Raw genomic sequence first — 21015 nt, forward strand, 5'->3', positions numbered from 1 at the left:
TACCTGTTCCATCACCCATAAGTAATCATACTAAAATGCAACATACACACAAAATAATCCTACTTCTGCTGATGGTAGCTACTGCTACGTATTCGCAAAAAAAGGTACAGATTAATCTGGAATCTAAAATAGTGCTGTCCGGTAAGGATAATCTGTTGCCGCATTATCAATACACAAACCAATGGGGTGTTGTAGATCCATTTGAACAAAAGCAGGCCTTGGTGCTGGCAGGGGCTAAGTATAAGGTGTTGGATGCGAAGCGTATACGATTGGATGCAGGTGTTTCTGGTGTTTTTAAACACCAACTGGACAAAAGTTTTTTGCACGAGGCTTATGTAAAGGGAGAGGCTTGGGAGTATATCGGTTTTTTTGTGGGGAAATATGCCTTTACGCCCTTGTCCTATAACGATGAGCTAACCATTGGTGGGTTTTTTATGAACAGCAATGCCCGTCCGATACCAAGGGCTACAATCGGTTTGTTTGATTATTTTCCCTTGCACTTTCTGAACGACAGAATAGAAATAAAGGGCGGAATATCACAAGGTATATTGAACGACAATCGAACTGATCAAGGCAAAAGCAATAGTGTTGACAGACCCTTGTTACACGAAAAATGGGCATACATGCGTTTGGGCAAGGCCAGGTGGCAACCCTATATGGGGCTGTCACATAGTGCCATTTTTGGAGGTGCTAGAATCAATGGGAAAAAAATTCCGATTGACTTTTGGCCTACCTTCACTGCCCAGGGCTCCGAAAAAATTGGTGGAGGTGAAGCTACTAATGCTGCCGGGGCACACGAAGGCTTTTGGGATTTCGGTATTTATGCAAACACCCAATGGGCCCGCTTGCACTTTTATGTTCAAAAGCCCTTTGCCGATGGCAGCGGCATGAAGATATACCGAGGGAACAACAGGGATTATAAAATTGGGCTGCTCTCCAATGTTACTAACGGAACTTGGCTCCGCAACCTGTCTATAGAAGTATTTAAAACCGATTATCAGTCGGGGCAAGGCATACCCGATCCTTTGTACCCAAGCGGAAGTGCTTCGCAAGGCATTATATGGTTGGACGAAATACCTGATTACGATGCCTTTATGCAAGAAAACTTTGGCGTGCAACAAACCGGCTGGAATAAACAAAAAGTGTTAAAATATTTGCAGGATAAACTTAATCAGGGCAATAAATACGGGGGCAGAGACGATTATAATAATAACGGTTCGTATTACAATGGCTGGACTTATCATCAACAGTCGATGGGTATGCCGCTGTACCATACCTTTTGGCAGGCAGGAGCGTACGCACCGGAATGGAAACCCAATAACAGTGTTGTGTTTATGAATAACCGGATTAAAGGTTTTCATGTTGGATTACACGGAGCGGTATCTGAAAATATCACCTACCTTTTAAAGGCAACCTACACTTATAATAAAGGGGCCTATCCCGAACAGTATATTCGCCGGTATAGTTGGGAAGAGGATCCTGATTTTTTTTACAAGGGTGGAAAAAAACAAACCTATACTTACCTATCGCTAAATTACACCCATCCAAAGTGGAATTGTTTCAGCTTAAGCGGCTCCGTATCGTTCGATGGCGGAGCATTATATAACGCATGGGGGGGTAGCCTGGGAATACGATATACCCCGTCGGTCTCATTTTTATAACCACAGTTTTTGATGACGAAAAACATTGTTAAATAACCGGGCTATTTTATATCTTTGCATTCAAACAAACAAAATATGCATGCATGTTAAAAGAAAAAGAGAAAGTTGTTAATAATTTTTTGGCGTTTGTTGAGGTTGTAATTGCTTGGCTGTCATTTAATATGGCCATGTTCTTCTGTTTTGGGCATTTCTCTTTCCTTAAGTATAAAGATTCCATTATTATTCATTTAATCATAGGATTGGTATGGTTTATTCTGGGTAAATACTTTAGGCTTGCCCAGCTGCACCGATCCAGACCCTATTCGGCTATTCTTTTTAATTGCGTGGTCCTGGTACTAACCGGAACGTCCCTGCTGGGGCTGGCCATATTGGGGTTCGAATTAGATTATATAGGCTTTAACCCATTGCCCTATTTTGGATTTATCAATCTTTTTTTAATGTTCGCTTTTAAGATTGCGATTTATTCCTCTTTTAAACGTGCCCGCGTACATGGCCGCAACACCAGGTCTATTATCATAATTGGCGACTATACCGCTACATCCTTTATCGAAAAACTATTAAAGTATAAGGAGTGGGGTTATAAAATTGTGAGCATCGTTGGCAATAATGATCTGGCTCGAATTTATCAAAATGTAATCCCGGTTTTACCGCCCGACACGGATGTAGCAAAATTATTGGAACATAAAACCATCGATGAGGTTGTGTTTATCAAGGAAAGAATGCATGTTGACGAGGTGGAACAGCTTACCCATGCATGCTCAGAGGTGGGGGTAATATTTAGGATGTATTCGCCTTTTTTTAATATGCTCAAAAGCAAAGCTCATATTCACCATTACAATACCATGCCTTTGCTTACCATATCCAATACGCCTACGGATTACCTTGCCATGAAGGTTAAAGCGATATCGGATTTTGTCATCTCCTTATTGGTGATTATTTTAGCCTCGCCTGTTTTTGTGCTTATCTCGATATTGATAAAATTTACGGACGGAGGGTCGGTTTTTTTTAAACAAAGAAGAGTGGGATTGCGCGGACGGAGATTTGATGCCTTTAAATTTCGTACCATGGTGGCCAATGCCGAAGAGCTCAAGCAGGAGTTAATGGACGAAAACGAAATGGAAGGGCCCGTTTTTAAAATAAAAAATGATCCTCGCATTACCAAAATAGGCCGCTTTTTGCGGAAAACCAGCTTGGACGAATTACCGCAATTTTTTAATGTGCTTATGGGAGATATGTCCATCGTAGGCCCGCGGCCACCGGTACCTGAGGAGGTGCAGAAGTACGAGCGCTGGCAATTACGCAGGCTGTCTATGAAGCCGGGTATCACCTGTACATGGCAGGTGTCCGGACGTAATGATATTCCATTTGACGAGTGGATGAAAATGGATTTGGAATATATTGACAATTGGTCATTAAAACTTGATTTTGTCATTTTTTTAAAAACCATTCGCACCATGTTATTGGCCGATGGACATTAAGTTAGCGCTATGCGGTATAAAAAGTAAAAATGATGACAAATAGGATGGTATTTTGCGGCATGTTGCTGGCTTACTTTTTTGTTGCCTGTAATCCGAATAGGGTGCCCAAAGGATTTCCGGAAGAAGAAGAGTTTGCCCGAATATTAGCCGATGTACACTATGCTGAGGCTACCATAGGTCAAATTCGGATAAAGGACAGAGGCGTTGATAGTACTGCCAATACTTACTACCATTATATTTTGGCCAGGCACAATTTAACACAGCAAAAGTTTGACACTGTGGTTAGTTGGTATCTTTCGCATCCCGAATTATACCAGGAGGTGTACGATAAAGTGATTGCCCTGTTGAGCGAACAGGAGGCGCATTACGAAAGAGATATTAAAGAACAAGAGGAAGAAGAGGAGAGGGTACGAAAAGAGAAGCAGGCACGTAGCATATGGAAAGGCGAAAAGAGCTATTTCATCACTAAGGCGGATACTTTTGACAGACGGATTCCTTTTAGCATAAGTGTAGATACTATTGTGGCACAAGGATACCAATTGAGCGCATTCTACCAATTTTTAAAACAAAGTAGTGTTAAAGAACCCTTGATGGAGGTAATTGCACTTTACGCCGACAGCACTACGGATACTTTATATTACAATCTTCCAGCTACCCATATCAATTCAAAAGCAGCCTTGATGATAGGTTTTGAAAAAGAGCAGCAAGTACTTCAAATGGAAGGTTTTTTGGTGAAGCACGACACGACAGAGCAAATTCGTGCACGTATAAATAATATTGAGTTTGAATATATACCCGTAGCGGATTCAGTAAGATGAAAAAAATAGCTGCGCATTATTGGTTGCGTCCAGATGGCACGGTGGGTAAATTCCCCGTTATCACTTTCCACAGCGACAATAGGATAGCACAAATACGCGAAAGAGAATCATTTGAAGAGGAGGAAGCGCTTTTGCTGGTCAATGGTTTTTTGATTCCGGGCTTGGTGGATTATGCCATCTGCAACCCATTGGCGTTAGATAAAAACGCACTTAAAAAATATTTAAACAGGATAACTATTGCCGGCATCAGGGGGCTGGGCGTACCCGAAAATATGTACATCCGCCTGCAGGAGGTGAACCCGGGAAATTTAATATTAATTGAGACCTTGACGGCCATGGATAGGCAGGAGGATATAATGGGTTTTGAGAAAATTAAGGCGGCAAAGGATTCCATGGCCGAACTAAAAAAACTAACCGTCAGCAATGCCCAGTCTTTGGGTGTGAATCAAATGCTGGGGTCATTGGAAGTGGGCAAAGCACCCGGATTGATGGCCATAAGTAAGCTGGATTATTCTACATTTTGTGTGGACAAAAAGAGTAAATTAAAGATAATAATGTAATGGATAGTTTGTTACATACAGCTATAAAAGCGTCCGTAGCGGCAGGGAAAGCCATTTTGGAAGTATATGAATCAGAAAATTTTGGCGTGGAAGCTAAAGCCGACAGTTCGCCGCTAACATTAGCCGACAGAGCTGCCCATGATATTATTGAGGCCTATTTGCTCAAATCAAATATCCCTATTTTAAGTGAGGAAGGAAAACATGAGGGTTACGATACAAGGAAAAAATGGGAGCAATTATGGATTGTTGACCCCCTGGATGGTACCAGAGAGTTTGTAAAAAAAACGGGTGAGTTTACGGTCAATATTGCCCTTATAAATAATGGTTTACCCGTATTGGGTGTTGTTTTTGTTCCCGTATCCGCTGTGCTCTATTATGCCGTTAAGGATGAGGGAGCGTTTAAAGTTACACTGGAAAAAGATTGGGGTTCAACTGAAGATGTTCAATTCCTTCATTCGCAGCGGTTGCCGCTGTGTAATAAAAACGAAAAATTCCGTATTGTCGCCAGTGTAAGCCATAGGTCGGCTGAAACCAATCAGTTTATCGGGGCTTTGGAAAAAAAATTCGGGCAGGCCGAAGTAGTGTCGGTAGGGAGTTCTATTAAGCTGTGCAAAGTAGCCGAAGGAAGTGCCGATGTTTATCCTCGTATGGGACCAACTATGGAATGGGATATTGCTGCAGGACAAGCCATTGCCGAAGCTGCCGGTGCGCATGTGACAGATTGGGATACCGGTAGCAGAATGGTGTACAATAAGGCCAGTTTGTACAACAACTGGTTTGTGGTGAGTAAAAATGAGCTATGGCGCGATAGGGTGCTCTCTTTGGCCCGCTTAAAGTAAGTTATATCCTTTTGTACGGGTTTGTTTTGTGCCCTTAGTATTAGCCCAGCTTACAGTGTTGCAGAATTTCTCGCACGTTTGTCTCATCAATTTTTAATTGTTTTATCAAGCCATCTATACCGTCAAACTTTTTTTCGTCCCGTATCTTTTTTGTAAATATCACTTCAATCTCTTCGGAATAAATATCCCGGTTAAAATCTAAGATATGAACTTCCACGCTCAGCTGATTAAGTTGCGTAACAGTAGGGCGAACACCAATATTGAGCATGCCTCCATAGCGTTTACCCATAACGTGTAATAGGCACGCATATACGCCAAAGGAAGGAATAAGCTTGTAATTTTCGTTGGGTGTTATGTTGGCAGTGGGATAACCCAGTCTGCGTCCCAGTTTTTGTCCGCCGGTAACCGTTCCATAAATCGAATAACTATAACCCAGCATTCGATTGGCTTCTTCTATTTTACCTTGATTTAGCAGATTACGAATTAAAGTTGAACTGATAGCCGTGTTGTTGGAATATACGGCACCTACACGCGACAGTCCAAAGCCCAGCCTTTTGCTTATATCTGCATAGGTATGGTAATCGGCCAGGCGGTCTTTACCAAAACGGTGATTATAGCCTACCACCAGGTGACGCATGCCCAGCTTTTGTATCAGGATTTCGCGGATAAAGCGTTCGGCGGTATAATTAGCCAGCTCTTGGCTAAAGGGCAGTAGTATCAGAAAATCGATACCGTAGCTGCTTATTTTTTTTGTTTTTTCATTCAGGGTAGTGATAAATTTCAGCTCCTCAGCCTGCTTTTTTTTGAGCACCAGACGAGGATGAGGCCAAAAGGATAAAACGGTTGATTTACCTCCCGTTTTTTTAGCGCGGTCCACTACTTCTTCTAAAAGCTTTGCATGCCCCCGATGTACCCCATCAAACATACCAATGGTAAGCACCACATTGGTGGCTGAAAATGTATCGATTCCGGAATATATTTTCATTATACTTTGCTTAAATGAATCCTGAACCTCCGTTTCAACCTAAACTTCTCAAAATAAATAATAATACGGCGCAACACATCAAGGTAAAGTGTTACATACAATAGCCAGGTACTAAACCAGATAACCAACATATTAAAAAATGGAGTAGGAATAGTGATACCCGCAAATTTTTTGGTGGGGGCAAAAAAATGCGCCCTTCCCCAATCCGAGGTGCCGTCTCTTAAAACAGGATCTTTTTTGGGGATGTACTCGCCATCCATAAGTACCAGATGTTTAAGTTCTGTTTTGTTTAAAAGTTGTGCTGCAAGGCTGTTGTTGTGGTACTGCTGCTTCAGTTTAAATAACGCGTCTGCCCCTCCCATATTATTGGCCAGTTGCTTGTAAGTAGCATCTTTGTTGCTACGGGCTTCCTTATATTTATTTTGGTATATAATGGCCAGGCTGTCTAACAACAGTTCAGTTTGTTTTGTATAGGATTCATCGGGTAGTTCACCCTGATAAGGTGCATGTTTAAAATCAGCCGATAAATCCTTGTCCATTTTGGTCAGTTCGGTTTCAATGATGCTGCGATGGGCTTGGGCTTCTTCTGTTTTATTTTCCATCAACAAGCTGTTTATTCTTGCGTTATGTTGTTTAAGCGCGGGTATCAGTAATGAGTAGTAATACGATGACTCGCTTATCGTTTGGTCATCCTCAAAAAAGTTACGCTCGTAGCGGTTTTCGGCAAACTGATTTACCGCCAGTGCTTCGTAGGCCCATCGCGAGGTCATCATGTCGGCAATGCGGGGAACATAATCCTTGGTTTGAATTGAGTTGTGCAGTTTGTCGAAGTTAACGATTACCCCGCTAAATAGCAGCTGTGGAATCAGTATCAGAGGTATTAGTATGTAAATAGATACCACTGATTTTATGCCACTGCTAATGTTAAGGCCAAGCATATTGGAAAAGCAGGCCGCCGAAAACAATATCATCCAGTAACTGGGGTTTAAACCTTTAATTTCCAGGATGTAATTGCCAATAAGCACAAAGCTTAAGGTTTGGATGGCCGAAATGAAAAATAATATAGTTATTTTACTGTTTAAATAGCTAAAACGGCTTAGGTTCAGAAATTTTTCGCGTTGCAACAGTTTGCGATCCTTGATAATTTCCTCGGCACTAACGTTGAGTCCAAGGAACAGGGCAACCGTTACAGCCATGAAAAGGTAGGCCGGGATATTGTCGTTTTGGCTAAAAATATATTGGTTGGGATCGCTGGCCGTACCCGCCATAAACTTGGTGAATAAACCGAGTATCAGTGCTAATATCGGTGCTTCTAAAAAGGTTATTAGCATATATTGCCTGTCCTTATATTTGGATAGGGAGCCGCGAAGCGTGTAAATAACGAATTGACGAAGCCTGTTCGGGATATTGTAAAGGTTAGGCGGCAGTGGCTCAACTTCATCGGGCTGGTCTGTTTTTTTCCATTCAAATTTTTGCTCAATTTCATTTTGGTATTGATGATACCATTCAACGGGTTTTGTTTTGCGTTTTCGTATTAATCGGCCGTCGGGATTCACCATTCGGGCTTCGATAATACTTAGTGGCTGTTCAACTTTTACGCTACCGCAAAGGTAGCATTCGCTGTCTTCGGGATTAACGTAATTGGCCTGTTGCTTGAAATATACGATGGCATCCATCGGGTTGCCGTTGTAAATGATATAACCTCCTTTATCGATGATCAACAGTTTATCCAGCATTTTGTATATGTCGGAGGAGGGTTGGTGGATATTGAGGATGACCAGCCTACCCTTGAGTGTCTGCCGCTTTAGCAAGGCCATTACTTTTTCTGAGTCCATTGATGAAAGACCCGATGTGGGTTCATCTACAAATAAAATAGACGGTTCGCGCATTAGCTCTAAAGCAATGTTCAGCCGTTTACGCTGTCCCCCACTCAGTGTTTTGTTTAGTGGACTGCCCACTACCATGTCGCGTGCTTCAACTAAATCAAAGTCTTTTAGTGCCGATTCCACCAGGCTGACAATCTCCGGTTTGGTGAAGTCGCTAAAGCAAAGCTCAGCATTAAAATACAAGTTTTCGAACACGGTAAGCTCCTCAATTAACAAATCTTCCTGTGGTACGTGACCAATCACCCCCTTGAGAGCTTCTTTTTGCTCATGGATATCCAGCCCGTTGATATGTATGGAACCGCTCGACATACGGTAGCTACCGTTGAGCACATTCAGAAGGGTTGATTTTCCGGTTCCGCTACCGCCCATAATGCCTACAAGCTGACCCGACCGCCCTGTAAAACTAAAGGCGTGGATGCCAATTTGTTTGTCGTTGAACTTATATACTACGTCGCGCGCCTTTAGCATTATCCGGCCACTCTCTTTCTTTTGCACAAACACCTCTGAAACTTTTCCGTAATAAACGGGGGGCATTCGTGAGGTTTTAATTACGGAGCCTACACTTAGTATATAAGCGTTATTCCGTTCAACTTTATGCCCGTTCAGGTATAGGTTCCTGTCGCCCGAATATCGGAAAATAAAGGTGTTGGTGCTTTGTATATATAAAATCCAAACAAACACCTGTTGCTTAGGATTGTAAAGGTGCTTAAAGTTGGGTAAGGGGGGCTCTTCTTGTCCGCTGATAACCAGCACTTTTTGCGGATCGCTGACTTCCTTGGGGTCAACTAATATAAAGGTCTTTAACAAGGCGTAATCCACCGGGTCTATCATCATGCCTATCGATAATTTATCAATTACCTCATTGGCTATGGTGCTGGTTTTTTCTTCTTTGCGCATGAACTCCAGTAGTTGGACAAAAAGCCATATTTTAGACTCTCTCTCGAGTTCTTTGTTTAACTCGTCGCAAATGGAGTACAGCTGGTCGTAATTGTCAGAGGATTGTTGTTCTACCTCTGATCGTATTGGGCTGTAGGTGTATTTATGAAACGATTGTATATAAAAATTAAATCGTTGGAGGTATTGATCTACGTATTCTTTATTAAAGTTACGGAGCAACTCCTGTTCAATTAAGCTGCGTGCACTGTCTAACCTGCTTTCTTTACGTACATTGGTTAGTAAAGCATAAAGCTTCATAAGTGCATCCAATAGCGTTTCGCTCATAACTTATTTTATAATCGTTTAACCCTTGCTTAATGGGTCTCCGTTAAATAATAACTTTAACGTACTTATTTCTATAACCCTATAAAAATAAACAAATTATAGAGGGCGGTACGTAGATATCTCATTGCAAAAAAATATCATCTGCCGGTCAAATCAAGTTAACTTATTCAGATAAACACTGTTTCGCCAAAAAAAAGCGACCATGCAATGATCGCTTTTTTGTATGGTGCAGGTGATTGCAGTTTTTTAATGGAAACGTCAAAAGTTTATTTGCTAGCCACAATTTTCTTTCGAATTTTCAGCGATTCTTCCGCAATTTTTCTCATTTGTTCCAACGTAATTGCAGTTTCCTCGATACCATCATAAATATTGGCCATGGTGGATAAATCCTGAATAGTTTCGGCAACGTTAGGATTGCTCTTGTAGTTATCCATTATATCCATTAGCTTTTGTAAGGGATCTTTTTGCTTTAAAATGATGGTTACCATTTCTTTGCTGTTAAAAGTTTCTTCCGATATATGCGTGGCAATATAAAGTCCCTCTACCCAGGCGCCTGCCATAACCAGGGCCGATATGGGTGCCCTGTTATTACGGTTTAAGAAGTCGTAGGTGTCGTAAAATGAATTAGTAATCAGTTGAACCAAAGCGTCCTTGTTGTCTTCGTTGGCTTCAATTTGTTCCAACAAATCTTCGCGCACGGCAGCCTCCAGATCCAGTCCTTCAAGCATTTTTTTTGAAGCATCGATAAAGTTGATGGTTTCTTGCTTTTGGTTGTAGGTGCTGGCATAGCTTAGGTCAGCTCCAAAAACACCCAGGTTTAGCGCCATTGATTTCTCCGTTACGTATTTATCAGCATTGGCCGGGTTGTTGGCTAAATCAAAAATATACGAAGCTTCAATTTCATTGAGCATTTCAACAATTTCGTAGGAGGTAGGCAATGGATAAACAAACTCCCTCACTTTGGTTTCCACCTCTTCCTTGGCCATTTGTACCGTTTCGGTATTATCGCTTTTTTTAGAACAGCTGTTGCACGATGCAAAACCGATTATAATTGCGGAGAACAAAGCGGCTATTGCCAAAAATTTAATTTTTTTCATTTTGTGTAGGTATTACTTGATTAGTAAGTCAATAGTGTTAAATGTTTGCTAGCTGAACGCCAAAGCGTTGCTGTATCATCTTATGTAGTACAAATATAGTCGTTTTCAAAAACAAATTGAATGAACTTATGCTATTTTTCTATAAAATAGGTTTTAATTAGATGTTGCTTAATGGATATTAGAATAAACTCTAGCTGTTTTATTTTTTAAAACTGCAATAAAGGAAAGCCATTGCAGTTAATTAAAGCCATTATGCAAGGAGTAGTAAGGGCCCTACCTGATAATAAAATTAATTTCTTTATAGCGTTGGTGAAATATATTTGGCCTTAAAAAGCTTAAGCAAATTAATAAGCAAAGGTAAAACAAATTTTGGCTTGTATAGCTTTGGAAGGCCAATGGAATAACACCTTATAATTCGGCCACCAGTTCCTTAATTACCATGGTCATGATGGGTTCGGCTTTGGCGGCCACTTGCTGCACTTCTTCGTGCGATATTTCTACTATCTCGCCCGGAACCCCCGAATCGGTTATGATGGAAACGCCAAAACAGGTCATATTCATATGGCGCGCCACAATAACCTCTGGAACGGTGGACATGCCCACCACGTCAGCACCCAAAATGCGGAACATCTTGTATTCGGCCGGTGTTTCGAAGGTAGGGCCTGAGGTGCCTACATAAACCCCGCGTTGGAGCTGGATATTGTTTTTAGCGGCTATGTCAAAGGCTTTGGCAATCAGTTTTTTGCAGTAGGGTTGGCTCATGTCGGGAAAGCGGGGACCCAGCTCGTCAAAATTTTTACCCATCAAGGGATTGTCGCCAAACATGTTTATTTGGTCCTCGATTATCATTACATCACCCACCACAAAATCGGGATTTAATCCGCCGCTGGCATTGCTTACCAGCAGGGTATTTATGCCCATCATTTTCATTACCCTCACCGGGAAGGTAAGCTGTTTCATGTCGTATCCCTCGTAGTAATGGAAGCGACCCTGCATGGCTACCACTTCTTTACCGCCAAGTATTCCAAATATAAGGCGGCCTTGGTGTCCTTCTACCGTAGAAACCGGAAAGTTAGGGATGGCATCATAATTAAGCGTGCTTTTAATGTCTATTTCACCTACCAAACCGCCCAGGCCGGTGCCCAGGATAATACCGATGGTGGCTTCTGTTTTGGATTGCTCCAAAATAAAATCAGCTGTTTCTTTTATTTTGCTTAACATAGCTTATAATTTTATCAGTGAACTCTGCTTGTTTATTATTTAGTATCTCTATTTGTATGGGTATGAAATAAATAAACCGGGCTATGGGGGTGCACGGGCTGAGTACCTGCTTAAACCGTACAGCATCCTTTTCGGTGGTTACAATAAATTTGTTTTTGCCATCTAATTCATCAAAGCGCTTACTTATCAATTCTACATCTTTTTGCGTAAACTGATAATGATCGGGGAAACATATACTTTGCATATGGGATGTTAAAGTTGCAATATGCTTTTCAAAAGGTGCCGGGTTAGCAATTCCGGTAACCACCAAAGCGCTTGCATCTGAAAGGCATATCTTTTTAGCATTCTGCTGACCGTTAAAAAGCATACGTGGCTTTTGGTAAGTTACCGTCGAAAAATATACTTGCTGATGGGGGAGTGGCTTTATTTTACGGGTCAACTCCAGCTGCTTCGCTTCGCTTAACTGCCTTGGGCACTTGCTGAACAAAATAATTTCGGCTCTTTTTTTTCCTTTCATGGGTTCGCGGAGCTCACCCGCCGGGAGCATGATATCTTTCCAGAGGGGGCGTTTGTAGTCCACCACTAAAATACTCAGTCCCGGTTGCACGTAACGGTGCTGATAGGCATCGTCCATTACAATTACATCAGGCGCTGCATCCAAAGCCAGTAAACCGTTTACACCGTGTACCCTTTTTTCGGAAACTGCCACGGTAATATCAGCAAATTTATCCAGTATTTGCTTAGGCTCGTCGCCAATTTCGGATGCCGTTGATTGAGCATTGGCCAGTACCAATCCTTTGGTTGTGCGTTTATATCCCCTGCTAAGCAAAGCTACCTTGTAGTCCCCTTTTAATACGTTAATAATAAATTCGGTCAGCGGTGTTTTACCTGTGCCGCCTACGGTAATGTTCCCTACCGAAATAATAGGCACCGGAAAACGCTCCGATTTTAAAATTCCTATGTTAAACATACAATTTCTGGCACGAACAAGCCATCCATAAAGTAGGGCGATGGGAAAAAGTAAAAGCCGTATGTGTTTTATCGTTTTCATATCTATAAAAAAAGGCCGTCTTAAAATAAAACAGCCTTTTCAATATCTAACGTATAAAGATAGATAAACTTTAATTTATCTGCAATTCGTAGGGTAATCTTGCTTGTATTGGATCTACTTCTTTCAATCGGTTCAGTTGCTCAAAGTGCTCATAGCCAACTCCCAGAAACGATTCTGTTATATATGCTTTGGCTTCGCTTTTCATACCCTTAAACATTTCTTCGATAGGCGAAAGTTTTTCGGGCATCTCCTTTATTCTGTACTTTTCGAGGCCTGCCTTTTCACGGGCAATTTGCACGGCGGTTTCTAATCCACCCATCACATCTACCAGCTGGTGTTCAATGGCATTTTCGCCACTCCAGACCCGACCCTGGCCTATTTCGTCGATAGACTGCTTGGTCGTGTTTCGGCCTTCGGCGCAGCGTTTTAAAAACACGTCGTAAAACCTTTCTACAGAACTTTGAAACAAAGCTCCTTCGTCGTCATTGAGCGGCCGTGTGATGGCGGGCATATCAGCATATTTATTGGTTTTTACACCATCAAAGGTAAATCCCCACTTGTTGGCCAGTGGTTTAATGTTGGGCATCATACCAAAAACGCCTATCGAACCGGTCAATGTAACGGGATTGGCCACAATGGTGTCGGCCACGCAGGCAATATAATACCCACCCGAAGCAGCCAAATCGCCCATGGAAACGATTACCGGTTTAACTTCCTTGCAGAGTTGTACCTCACGCCATATAATGTCGGAGCCTGCACCGGAACCACCGGGGGAGTTTACCCGCAGCACCACGGCCTTGATGGTTTCGTCGCGCCGTGCATCGCGGATCGTCTTGCTTAGTTTCTCGGATTTAATACCCTCGTCATCCATTCCGTCTATTTCGCCCTCGGCATAAATAACAGCTATTTTATCTTTAACCAGCCCCTTGTGACCATCAGAAACATAAACCGACTTGTAGTTGGCAAGGTTAACTTGTTCAATATCTTTGTCTTCATCGGTGTTGGTGAGTGCTTTGAGCTCGCTTATCACCTCATCTTTGTACTTAAGACCATCCAACATGTTTCCTTCCACAAAAATATCATTACTTAAAAACATACCACCGCTGTTGGCTATATTGTTTATTTCGCCTGCAGATATTCCCCTGGCTTGGGATATGCCTGATACAATGTGGTTCCAAATGGAGTTGACATAGGTTATGGTTTGCTCTTTGGCGGGATCGCTCATGTGGTCGAGTATAAAAGGTTCTACAGCCGATTTAAATTTACCATGTTTAAAAATCTGCATTTCTACCCCCAGCTTTTCCAATGCACCTTTATAAAAAGTACGCTCCGAACTGAGTCCTTTAAAATCCAACATGCCCTGAGGAGGCATATATAATTTTGTGGCGGCGGAAGCCAGATAATAACCCTTTTGTGAATACATGGGGGCATAGGCATAAATAAATTTGCCGGAATCTTTAAAAGTGACCAGCGCTTCTCTTATTTCATTTAAAGTGGCATATCCGGTTATCGGATTACCACACTCTAAATAGATTCCCAGAATGTTTTTATCGCGTTGTGCTTTTTTTATATTTGCAAGCACATCGTTTAAGCCAATTTGGGATGAAGCAAAGGGTGTTTCGCCGAGTAGTTCGGCAAAAGGATCGTCTATGCCTCTATCTTTAATTATCTTATCTAAGTTAATGGTCAGTAGGGTGCCTTCTTTTATGTTGACTTCTTTTTCGCCCGAGGCAACCAAAGAGGCGATTACACCAACAAAAAGAAGTACGATAAACAAAGCCGTAACAAAGGAACCCAATATCGTTAGGAGTAAAGATTTAAAAAATTTTGCCATAATTTTGAGTTGTTAATATGAATTGTTGTTTACAAGCAAATATATTAAAACAATTGTTATCGTTACCATTAGAGTATAATATTTTAAAAAATAATACATGAACAGCGTTATACTACTTGTGGGCGGTAACGAGGGCAATATACTTAAGAACATGCAGGATGCCAAAATGTTGATAAGTAATAGAATAGGCGATGTGTGTATCTGTTCGGCTTATTACGAAAGCGAGCCTTGGGGTTTTGAGCATCAACAAAATTTTTTAAACCGGGTGATTGAACTTTTAACGGATCTATCGGTAGACGAAATTTTACTTAAGGCGCAACAAATTGAAAAAGAACTTGGACGTAAACCCAAAACACAAAAGGCCTACGAAGGCCGAACCATGGATATAGACATCCTCTTTTTTAATGATGAAACAATTGAACTTCCCCGGCTAAGTGTTCCACATCCTAAAATTCAGGAACGAAAATTTACTTTATTGCCTTTAGCAGAACATTGGGGCGATCTGGTTCATCCGGTATTGGGTAAAACAATCAAGAGCTTATTGCGTGAATGTCAGGATCAAGGTTGGGTGGAAAAAGTGGAAGACCCTTATCGGCCTGAGGGCACACGAGAATCTCCCGAATACGGGTCGTTGTAACGGAGATAAGCGGTTGGAGAGGATTTTTTAGTTGGATTATAGGTATTTTGTTTCGTGCCAATACAAATTAAAACCTTGCACTTATCGAAATAATCAGATTACGCCCGGGTGCGCTGATGGCTGAGGCAAAAGTTTTGTAGTGCCTGTCGAGTAAATTTTCTGCCGAGGCTTGCAGTGTTACAGCTTTTATTAACTGGTATTGCGCAGCAACATTCAGACTTTGCCAGGCCGGAAATCCGTTTGCGCTGCCCTCCTCCTCATTGTCCTCGCCATAAGGCGACATGTCCCTCGCTTTTTTTTGGGCCTGATAATTCATGTAAAACGTTGCTTTAAAATTTTTGTGCCGGTAAGTGGCACCGATTTTACCAAAAAGTGGCACGATATGCCCCATGGGTTCATTGGTTGACACAACTTTACCCCGGGTATAATTAAGGCTTGCATTAAACGAAATATAAGATGCTGCTTGGGCATGCATTCCGGCCGAAAAACCATTAACAACAGCTTTGTGCTCATTGCTGTTAATATATACCCTGTATTTTTGGCCGTTGTATTCCACAGAATCTTTTCCTTGATAGGGTGCATATTTGCGTACAATGGCGTCGTACAGCCAGGTGTTATATGTGGTAATATTTAAGATTAGATTCTCATTTAAGAAACTCCTGGTAGCCGATAATTCTACGTTAAAGGCATATTCAGGTTTTAACAAGGGATTGGGCATGCTTATCTCTTCGTTTTTGGCGCGTATCTTTCCGTAATCGTCAACGTTGGGTGCCCTAAAGCCGGTAGCTGCCACCCCCGAAAATTTCCAGGTGCTACCGGGGCTATAAACCAGTCCGAAACTGGCCGAGGGGGCCTGGGTGTTCATGCTTAGCTCTGTGACCTCAGGATTGTCTGTAAATGTTGAATTAAAACTAAAAGACCCAAACCTCGCACCTAGATCTAATATTAACTTTGCGCTTATCGTTTTATTGTAGTTGGCGTATGCCGAGTAGGCCTGGAAAAAGCTACCACCGCCGGGATATCTGGTGGGTGCAGCTGAGCTGTTTCCGTTTTCAATGTTGGTATATTTTGCTTTGGAAGCCATGTCGTTAAAAAGCAACTCTATCCCATAATTAATTTTATTGTTGGTATTTATCTCCTTTACAAAATCCATGTTAAAACTATATATGTCGATAAACTCTTCCTGCGAAAGCCTGTTATTGTTGTTAAAAATACGGCTATGTCTCGATTCTTTGATTTTTTGATATGAGACGATGGTGTTTAAATGGTTAAACCATTGGTTGTTGCTTTTTAATCGACTGTTGAAGGAAATAAAAAGTCTTTTTTGTGGTCCGTAGTAATACTGTGCAAATTTTAAATAATCCCCATCGTAGTCATTTAACTGGTCAAAACGGCTGATGTTACTCGAAGTAGAATATTGCGCGTTGAGCACCAGGTCGTGATTTTGAGATGGCGAGTATTTCACTTTCTGCAGAAGGTCGTATTGCTGATAGCCGGTATTCATTTGCGTGTTGGGATTGCTGTTTACCATCATGCTGTCGCGTCCGTTGATTCGCCGTGCGTAATGAAACACCTTTCCCCAGTCGTTGTCCGTATTATCCGGTCGGTTTTTTCCCATTGTAATATTACCAAAATTGCTAAAGGTAAAGCTGCTTAGCGAGGCCCAATGTTTAAATCCGGCATTGATATTTATATTGGTTTTGAGGGAGTTGCTTACGCTCAGGGTTTGTACCGACGCCTGATAATCCATCAGTGCTATGCTGTCGTTGGATAATACCGGATCCTTACTAAAATAGCTGACCACACCGCCCAGTGCATCGCTACCATAAATTACGGAGGAGGGGCCAAACAATACCTCGGTTTTTTCTAATATATTCGGATCAATAGTTATGCTATTCTGAAGGTGACCACTGCGATATATAGCGTTGTTCATTCTCACCCCATCCATCACAAGTAGTACCCTGTTGGCCTCAAAGCCTCGCAATATGGGGCTTCCGCCACCACCTTGGCTTTTTTGTACGGCTACATATCCGGTAGTGCTTAAAATATCTGCTCCCGTGGGGGCATTATTAAATTCTATGGAATGGGGTTTTATCGTTTCAACAAAGTAGGGTATCTTTTTTTTATTTTCACCGCTGCGGGAGGCAGAGACTACAAACTCGTCCAGGGTAAACATTTTAGGCAAAAGCTCAACTGTATTCGGAAGTGCTTGGCTGCCTTTAATAAAAAGCAGTTCGTAGGCGGGGTGTCTAAAATACAAATCTTCAGCACGGTTAAAGGCGGTAATGTTTACTATGCCGTTGTTGTCGCTAATGGTCCAGAAGTTTTCCGACTCAGAAAAAACAACCACATGGGCAATGGGCAGATGCGTTTCTTTGTCGAAAATTTTTATTTTTTGAGCAAAAGATACGGTGTGCAATAATAGTAGAGCCCAAAGGATGCAGGCCTTGTTTAGAGTGTGCATTTCTGTGCTTGCTGTTAATGATTACAGGAACATGCTTTTGGCAGCTTCAATCATTCCCTGTTTGTCGAAACCACAATCGCGTTGCAGTTCTGTTTGAGTGCCGTGTTCTATAAATTTATCGGGTACACCTAACTTTTTAATATGGGCTACAAAGCCATTTTCCGCCATGAATTCAGTAATGGCGCTGCCCATTCCTCCTACAACAGTGCCATCTTCGACCGTAATAATTTTATTAAACTTATTGAATATCTCAAATAGCATTTCGGTATCCAGGGGTTTAATAAAACGTAAATCGTAAAGGGCGGTAGATATGCCTTGTTCGTCAAGTTTATGGCAGGCTTGCAATGCTTTATTGGCGATGGGTCCAATGGTGATAAATGCCAGGTCGGAACCCTCTTTCAGTTTTTGGCCCTTGCCAATTTTCAATTCTTTTAGCGGTGTTTTCCAATTAACGGCACAGCCCAGGCCCCTCGGATATCGAATAACAAAAGGTCCTTTGTCGGGCAATTGTGCGGTATACATTAAATTACGCAATTCTTCTTCGTTCCGTGGCGACGAAATAATCATATTGGGTATAGGCCTGAAAAAAGCCAAATCATAAACGCCGTGGTGGGTAGCGCCATCGGCTCCTACCAGTCCACCCCTGTCCAGACAAAATACTACGTTAAGGTTTTGCAAGGCCACATCGTGGATAACCTGATCGTAGGCGCGTTGCATAAATGAGGAGTAGATGTTGCAAAAAGGGAGCATCCCGTCTATGGCCAATCCTGCGGAAAAAGTAACGGCATGTTGTTCGGCAATACCAACATCAAAAGCCCTGTCGGGCATTTTTTCCATCATAATATTTAAGGAGCACCCGGAAGGCATTGCCGGCGTAATACCTAATATTTTATCATTTTTTTCGGCTAACTCAACAATGGTATGCCCAAAAACATCCTGAAAACGCGGAGGTCTGGGCTTTTTTGATATGCTGTCTAAGTTTTCGCCCGTGAGCTTGTTAAACCTGGCTCCCGGTGCATGCCAGGCGGTCTGGTTTTCCTCGGCCAACTTAAACCCCTTGCCTTTTTTGGTAAGGCAGTGCAATACCTTGGGGCCGGGTATGTTTTTTAAATCGTTGAGCACTTTTACTAAATGGTTGATGTCGTGTCCGTCAACCGGCCCAAAATACCTTATATTGAGTCCTTCAAACATGTTGGACTGCTTGGTCAGCAGCGCTTTAATGCTGTTGTTGATGGCTACAATTTTACCTCTGGAGTTAGGTCCTGTAATCTTGAGTTTTTCTAAGCCACGCAATACTTCACTCCGTACTTTATTGTAGGTTTGCGATGTAGAGATGTCGAGCAAATAATCGCTCAGTCCACCCACATTAGGGTCAATAGCCATCCTGTTATCGTTGAGTACAACCAGCATGTTCGATTTTGATTTGCTCAAATTGATGATGCCTTCAAAAGCCAGCCCTGCTGTCATACTACCGTCACCAATTATGGCAACTACCTGTTTGTTTTTTTCTTTATTTTTTTCAGCAGCGATGGCCATACCCAGGGCTGCCGAAATAGAAGTAGAGGAATGGCCAACACCAAAGGCATCGTATTTACTTTCAAAAGTATTCGGGAAGCCACTCAAGCCGCCATATTTTCTGTTGCTATGAAAATCATTCTTTCGCCCGGTTAATATTTTGTGCCCATAAGCTTGATGCCCCACATCCCATACCAACTTGTCGTAAGGCGTATTAAACACATAATGCAGTGCAACAGTTAATTCAACTACACCAAGGCTGGCTCCAAAATGTGCAGGATTGCACGACACGGCATCGATGATGAATTCTCTGAGCTCACCACAAATTTGCGCCAGGTCTTTCTCGCTGAATTTCCTTAAATCATCAGGGGTGTTGATCTGTTGTAGTAAGTTATGCCCTTCTTCTGTCATTCTGTGCTGTTGGTGTTAAAAACTGTTGGCCACAAATATAATGTTTTGGGACGAATTAAACTCCCATAAAAAATAGAACTTCTTTTTATTCTTGTTAAAATAATGGTGATATTTGAGCCCGGATAAAATAAGAAAAGATGAAACGAGCCATGAGAGTTTTCTCTCACAAAGGGGAATGATTATAATGGCGAGTTCCCCCGATAAAAAATCGGGGCAGGCTATATGGCAAATGAAATCAATTATAAACATATGAATAAGATTATTATTGCGATAATTGGAGGAATAGTGGCTGTGTGTACTTCTTGTATTCCCTTAAAACAATATCAGGAGTTGCAAGAAAAAGATAGGGAAAATAGTGCCGCCCTAAAGCGCATGGAAATGAACCACCAAAATATGGAGGTAGAAAATAATGAGTTAAAAGCTGAGGTGAAACGTCTAAAGCAAAAAGTAGAAGCCTTGGAAAAAGATACGGTTCGCTTGGCCAGGCAGAATTGGAGCTTAAAAAATCGTAATAAGGAGTTGATGAACCAGTACAATGATTTTTTGCAAAATACCTCAACCGGCAATGCTTCGCCGGAATCGGCGGAGTTGCTGCAACATTTACAGCAATTGCACCAACAATTGCAAGATCGCGAGGATCAATTGTTATTAGCGGAACGGGAGTTGGCCATTAAAAAACAGGGATTGGAAAGAGCATCGGCCAACCTGCGCTCGGTAGAGAAAGAGCTTGAAGGCAGAAACAAACGACTTTATGAACTGGAAAGGGCCTTGAACGAAAAAGATTCGCTCATGAATGCCTTGCAAACTGCCGTGGCCAATGCCCTTACCGATTTTGGGAGTGATGAATTGGCGGTGCATATAAAAAATGGTAAGGTATATGTTTCTATGGAGGAGAAATTACTTTTTAAATCGGGCAGTTACCAAGTGAGTGAAGTGGGAGTGGGTGCCTTGAGAAAGATTGCCGGCGTGCTGGAGCAAAAACCGGACATCAAGGTTTTGGTGGAAGGTCATACCGACGAGGTGCCCTACAAAAGTACGGTGTTGTTAGATAACTGGGATTTAAGTGTGAAAAGAGCCACCTCGGTTACGCGTATCCTGCTACAAAACTCCAGTATCAGCCCTACACGGATTATAGCCGCTGGCAGGAGCGAATATGTGCCGGTGGATGCCTCGCCTACACCCGAAGCCCGAAGGAAAAACAGAAGAACAGAAATTATATTATCCCCAAATCTCGATCAGGTATTTGATTTATTACAAGCCAATTAAAAAGTTAGCAGCCCAGGTATATTTAGCCCAGGCTTATCTGCGCACACTTAGTTTTGTACGTTTAATAAATG

15 protein-coding genes are annotated in these 21015 nt (G+C 42.0%); 7 read left to right on the top strand and 8 right to left on the bottom strand.

Going from position 1 to position 21015, the window contains the following annotated elements:
* Positions 1–35: 35 nt before the first annotated feature.
* The 5 genes from FN809_RS04960 (at position 36) to cysQ (ending at position 5356) form a co-directional block, all read left to right on the top strand.
* Positions 36–1661 (top strand): capsule assembly Wzi family protein, encoded by a 1626-nt coding sequence (locus FN809_RS04960; protein ID WP_142532393.1) that lies wholly within the window; start codon positions 36–38, stop codon positions 1659–1661.
* An 83-nt stretch (positions 1662–1744) separates the two neighbouring features.
* Complete coding sequence (locus FN809_RS04965) at positions 1745–3139, top strand: sugar transferase (RefSeq protein ID WP_142532394.1); 1395 nt, start codon at positions 1745–1747, stop codon at positions 3137–3139.
* Between the two features lie 29 nt (positions 3140–3168).
* Positions 3169–3957, top strand: coding sequence for a DUF4296 domain-containing protein (locus tag FN809_RS04970; RefSeq protein ID WP_142532395.1), 789 nt, complete (start codon positions 3169–3171; stop codon positions 3955–3957).
* Complete coding sequence (locus tag FN809_RS04975; protein WP_142532396.1) at positions 3954–4517, top strand: hypothetical protein; 564 nt, start codon at positions 3954–3956, stop codon at positions 4515–4517. The genes FN809_RS04970 and FN809_RS04975 overlap by 4 nt, the downstream gene beginning before the upstream one ends.
* Positions 4517–5356: a 3'(2'),5'-bisphosphate nucleotidase CysQ gene (cysQ, locus tag FN809_RS04980; RefSeq protein WP_142532397.1), complete on the top strand. Its 840-nt coding sequence runs from the start codon at positions 4517–4519 to the stop codon at positions 5354–5356. The genes FN809_RS04975 and cysQ overlap by 1 nt, the downstream gene beginning before the upstream one ends.
* A 40-nt stretch (positions 5357–5396) precedes the next feature.
* On the opposite strand, the gene FN809_RS04985 is transcribed toward cysQ, so the two are convergent.
* From FN809_RS04985 to sppA, 6 genes are all read right to left on the bottom strand, one after another.
* Positions 5397–6341: a bifunctional riboflavin kinase/FAD synthetase gene (locus FN809_RS04985; protein ID WP_246095464.1), complete on the bottom strand. Its 945-nt coding sequence runs from the start codon at positions 6339–6341 to the stop codon at positions 5397–5399.
* A complete protein-coding gene (locus FN809_RS04990) occupies positions 6341–9448 on the bottom strand; it encodes an ATP-binding cassette domain-containing protein (RefSeq protein ID WP_246095466.1) in 3108 nt (1035 codons plus the stop codon). Before FN809_RS04990 ends, FN809_RS04985 begins: the two co-directional genes overlap by 1 nt.
* 266 nt (positions 9449–9714) lie before the next feature.
* Positions 9715–10545: a hypothetical protein gene (locus tag FN809_RS04995; protein ID WP_142532399.1), complete on the bottom strand. Its 831-nt coding sequence runs from the start codon at positions 10543–10545 to the stop codon at positions 9715–9717.
* Between the two features lie 408 nt (positions 10546–10953).
* Positions 10954–11766 carry a purine-nucleoside phosphorylase gene (locus FN809_RS05000; protein WP_142532400.1) on the bottom strand — a complete coding sequence of 271 codons (813 nt, stop codon included), beginning with the start codon at positions 11764–11766 and terminating at the stop codon, positions 10954–10956.
* On the bottom strand, positions 11738–12817 hold the full coding sequence (gene lpxK, locus FN809_RS05005; RefSeq protein WP_142532401.1) for a tetraacyldisaccharide 4'-kinase: 1080 nt from the start codon (positions 12815–12817) through the stop codon (positions 11738–11740). Before lpxK ends, FN809_RS05000 begins: the two co-directional genes overlap by 29 nt.
* A gap of 70 nt (positions 12818–12887) precedes the next feature.
* Positions 12888–14651, bottom strand: a complete 1764-nt coding sequence (gene sppA, locus FN809_RS05010) for a signal peptide peptidase SppA (protein WP_142532402.1) — start codon at positions 14649–14651, stop codon at positions 12888–12890.
* 97 nt (positions 14652–14748) lie between these two features.
* Between sppA and folK the strand changes: the two genes are divergently transcribed.
* Positions 14749–15288: a 2-amino-4-hydroxy-6-hydroxymethyldihydropteridine diphosphokinase gene (gene folK / locus FN809_RS05015; protein WP_142532403.1), complete on the top strand. Its 540-nt coding sequence runs from the start codon at positions 14749–14751 to the stop codon at positions 15286–15288.
* 67 nt (positions 15289–15355) lie between these two features.
* Here the strand turns inward: folK and FN809_RS05020 are convergent, their stop codons facing one another.
* Both FN809_RS05020 and dxs read right to left on the bottom strand, forming a co-directional pair.
* A complete protein-coding gene (locus FN809_RS05020; RefSeq protein ID WP_142532404.1) occupies positions 15356–17752 on the bottom strand; it encodes a TonB-dependent receptor plug domain-containing protein in 2397 nt (798 codons plus the stop codon).
* A 21-nt stretch (positions 17753–17773) separates the two neighbouring features.
* Positions 17774–19678 (bottom strand): 1-deoxy-D-xylulose-5-phosphate synthase, encoded by a 1905-nt coding sequence (gene dxs / locus FN809_RS05025; protein WP_142532405.1) that lies wholly within the window; start codon positions 19676–19678, stop codon positions 17774–17776.
* Between the two features lie 249 nt (positions 19679–19927).
* Here dxs and FN809_RS05030 point away from each other — a divergent pair, with 249 nt between their 5' ends.
* Positions 19928–20944: an OmpA/MotB family protein gene (locus tag FN809_RS05030; RefSeq protein ID WP_142532406.1), complete on the top strand. Its 1017-nt coding sequence runs from the start codon at positions 19928–19930 to the stop codon at positions 20942–20944.
* Positions 20945–21015: the final 71 nt, after the last annotated feature.

The organism is Saccharicrinis carchari (genome assembly GCF_900182605.1).
GTDB classification, from domain to species: Bacteria; Bacteroidota; Bacteroidia; order Bacteroidales; family Marinilabiliaceae; genus Saccharicrinis; species Saccharicrinis carchari.

Bases quoted from the DNA above. Each gene is read 5' to 3' on its own strand.
- FN809_RS04995 (WP_142532399.1), bottom strand. From the start codon at position 10,545: ATGAAAAAAATTAAATTTTTGGCAATAGCCGCTTTGTTCTCCGCAATT.
- FN809_RS04960 (WP_142532393.1), top strand. From the start codon at position 36: ATGCAACATACACACAAAATAATCCTACTTCTGCTGATGGTAGCTACT.
- FN809_RS04985 (WP_246095464.1), bottom strand. From the start codon at position 6,341: ATGAAAATATATTCCGGAATCGATACATTTTCAGCCACCAATGTGGTG.
- FN809_RS05020 (WP_142532404.1), bottom strand. From the start codon at position 17,752: ATGCACACTCTAAACAAGGCCTGCATCCTTTGGGCTCTACTATTATTG.
- FN809_RS05030 (WP_142532406.1), top strand. From the start codon at position 19,928: ATGAATAAGATTATTATTGCGATAATTGGAGGAATAGTGGCTGTGTGT.
- FN809_RS05000 (WP_142532400.1), bottom strand. From the start codon at position 11,766: ATGTTAAGCAAAATAAAAGAAACAGCTGATTTTATTTTGGAGCAATCC.
- FN809_RS04990 (WP_246095466.1), bottom strand. From the start codon at position 9,448: ATGAGCGAAACGCTATTGGATGCACTTATGAAGCTTTATGCTTTACTA.
- FN809_RS04970 (WP_142532395.1), top strand. From the start codon at position 3,169: ATGATGACAAATAGGATGGTATTTTGCGGCATGTTGCTGGCTTACTTT.
- dxs (WP_142532405.1), bottom strand. From the start codon at position 19,678: ATGACAGAAGAAGGGCATAACTTACTACAACAGATCAACACCCCTGAT.
- cysQ (WP_142532397.1), top strand. From the start codon at position 4,517: ATGGATAGTTTGTTACATACAGCTATAAAAGCGTCCGTAGCGGCAGGG.
- sppA (WP_142532402.1), bottom strand. From the start codon at position 14,651: ATGGCAAAATTTTTTAAATCTTTACTCCTAACGATATTGGGTTCCTTT.
- folK (WP_142532403.1), top strand. From the start codon at position 14,749: ATGAACAGCGTTATACTACTTGTGGGCGGTAACGAGGGCAATATACTT.
- FN809_RS04975 (WP_142532396.1), top strand. From the start codon at position 3,954: ATGAAAAAAATAGCTGCGCATTATTGGTTGCGTCCAGATGGCACGGTG.
- lpxK (WP_142532401.1), bottom strand. From the start codon at position 12,817: ATGAAAACGATAAAACACATACGGCTTTTACTTTTTCCCATCGCCCTA.
- FN809_RS04965 (WP_142532394.1), top strand. From the start codon at position 1,745: ATGTTAAAAGAAAAAGAGAAAGTTGTTAATAATTTTTTGGCGTTTGTT.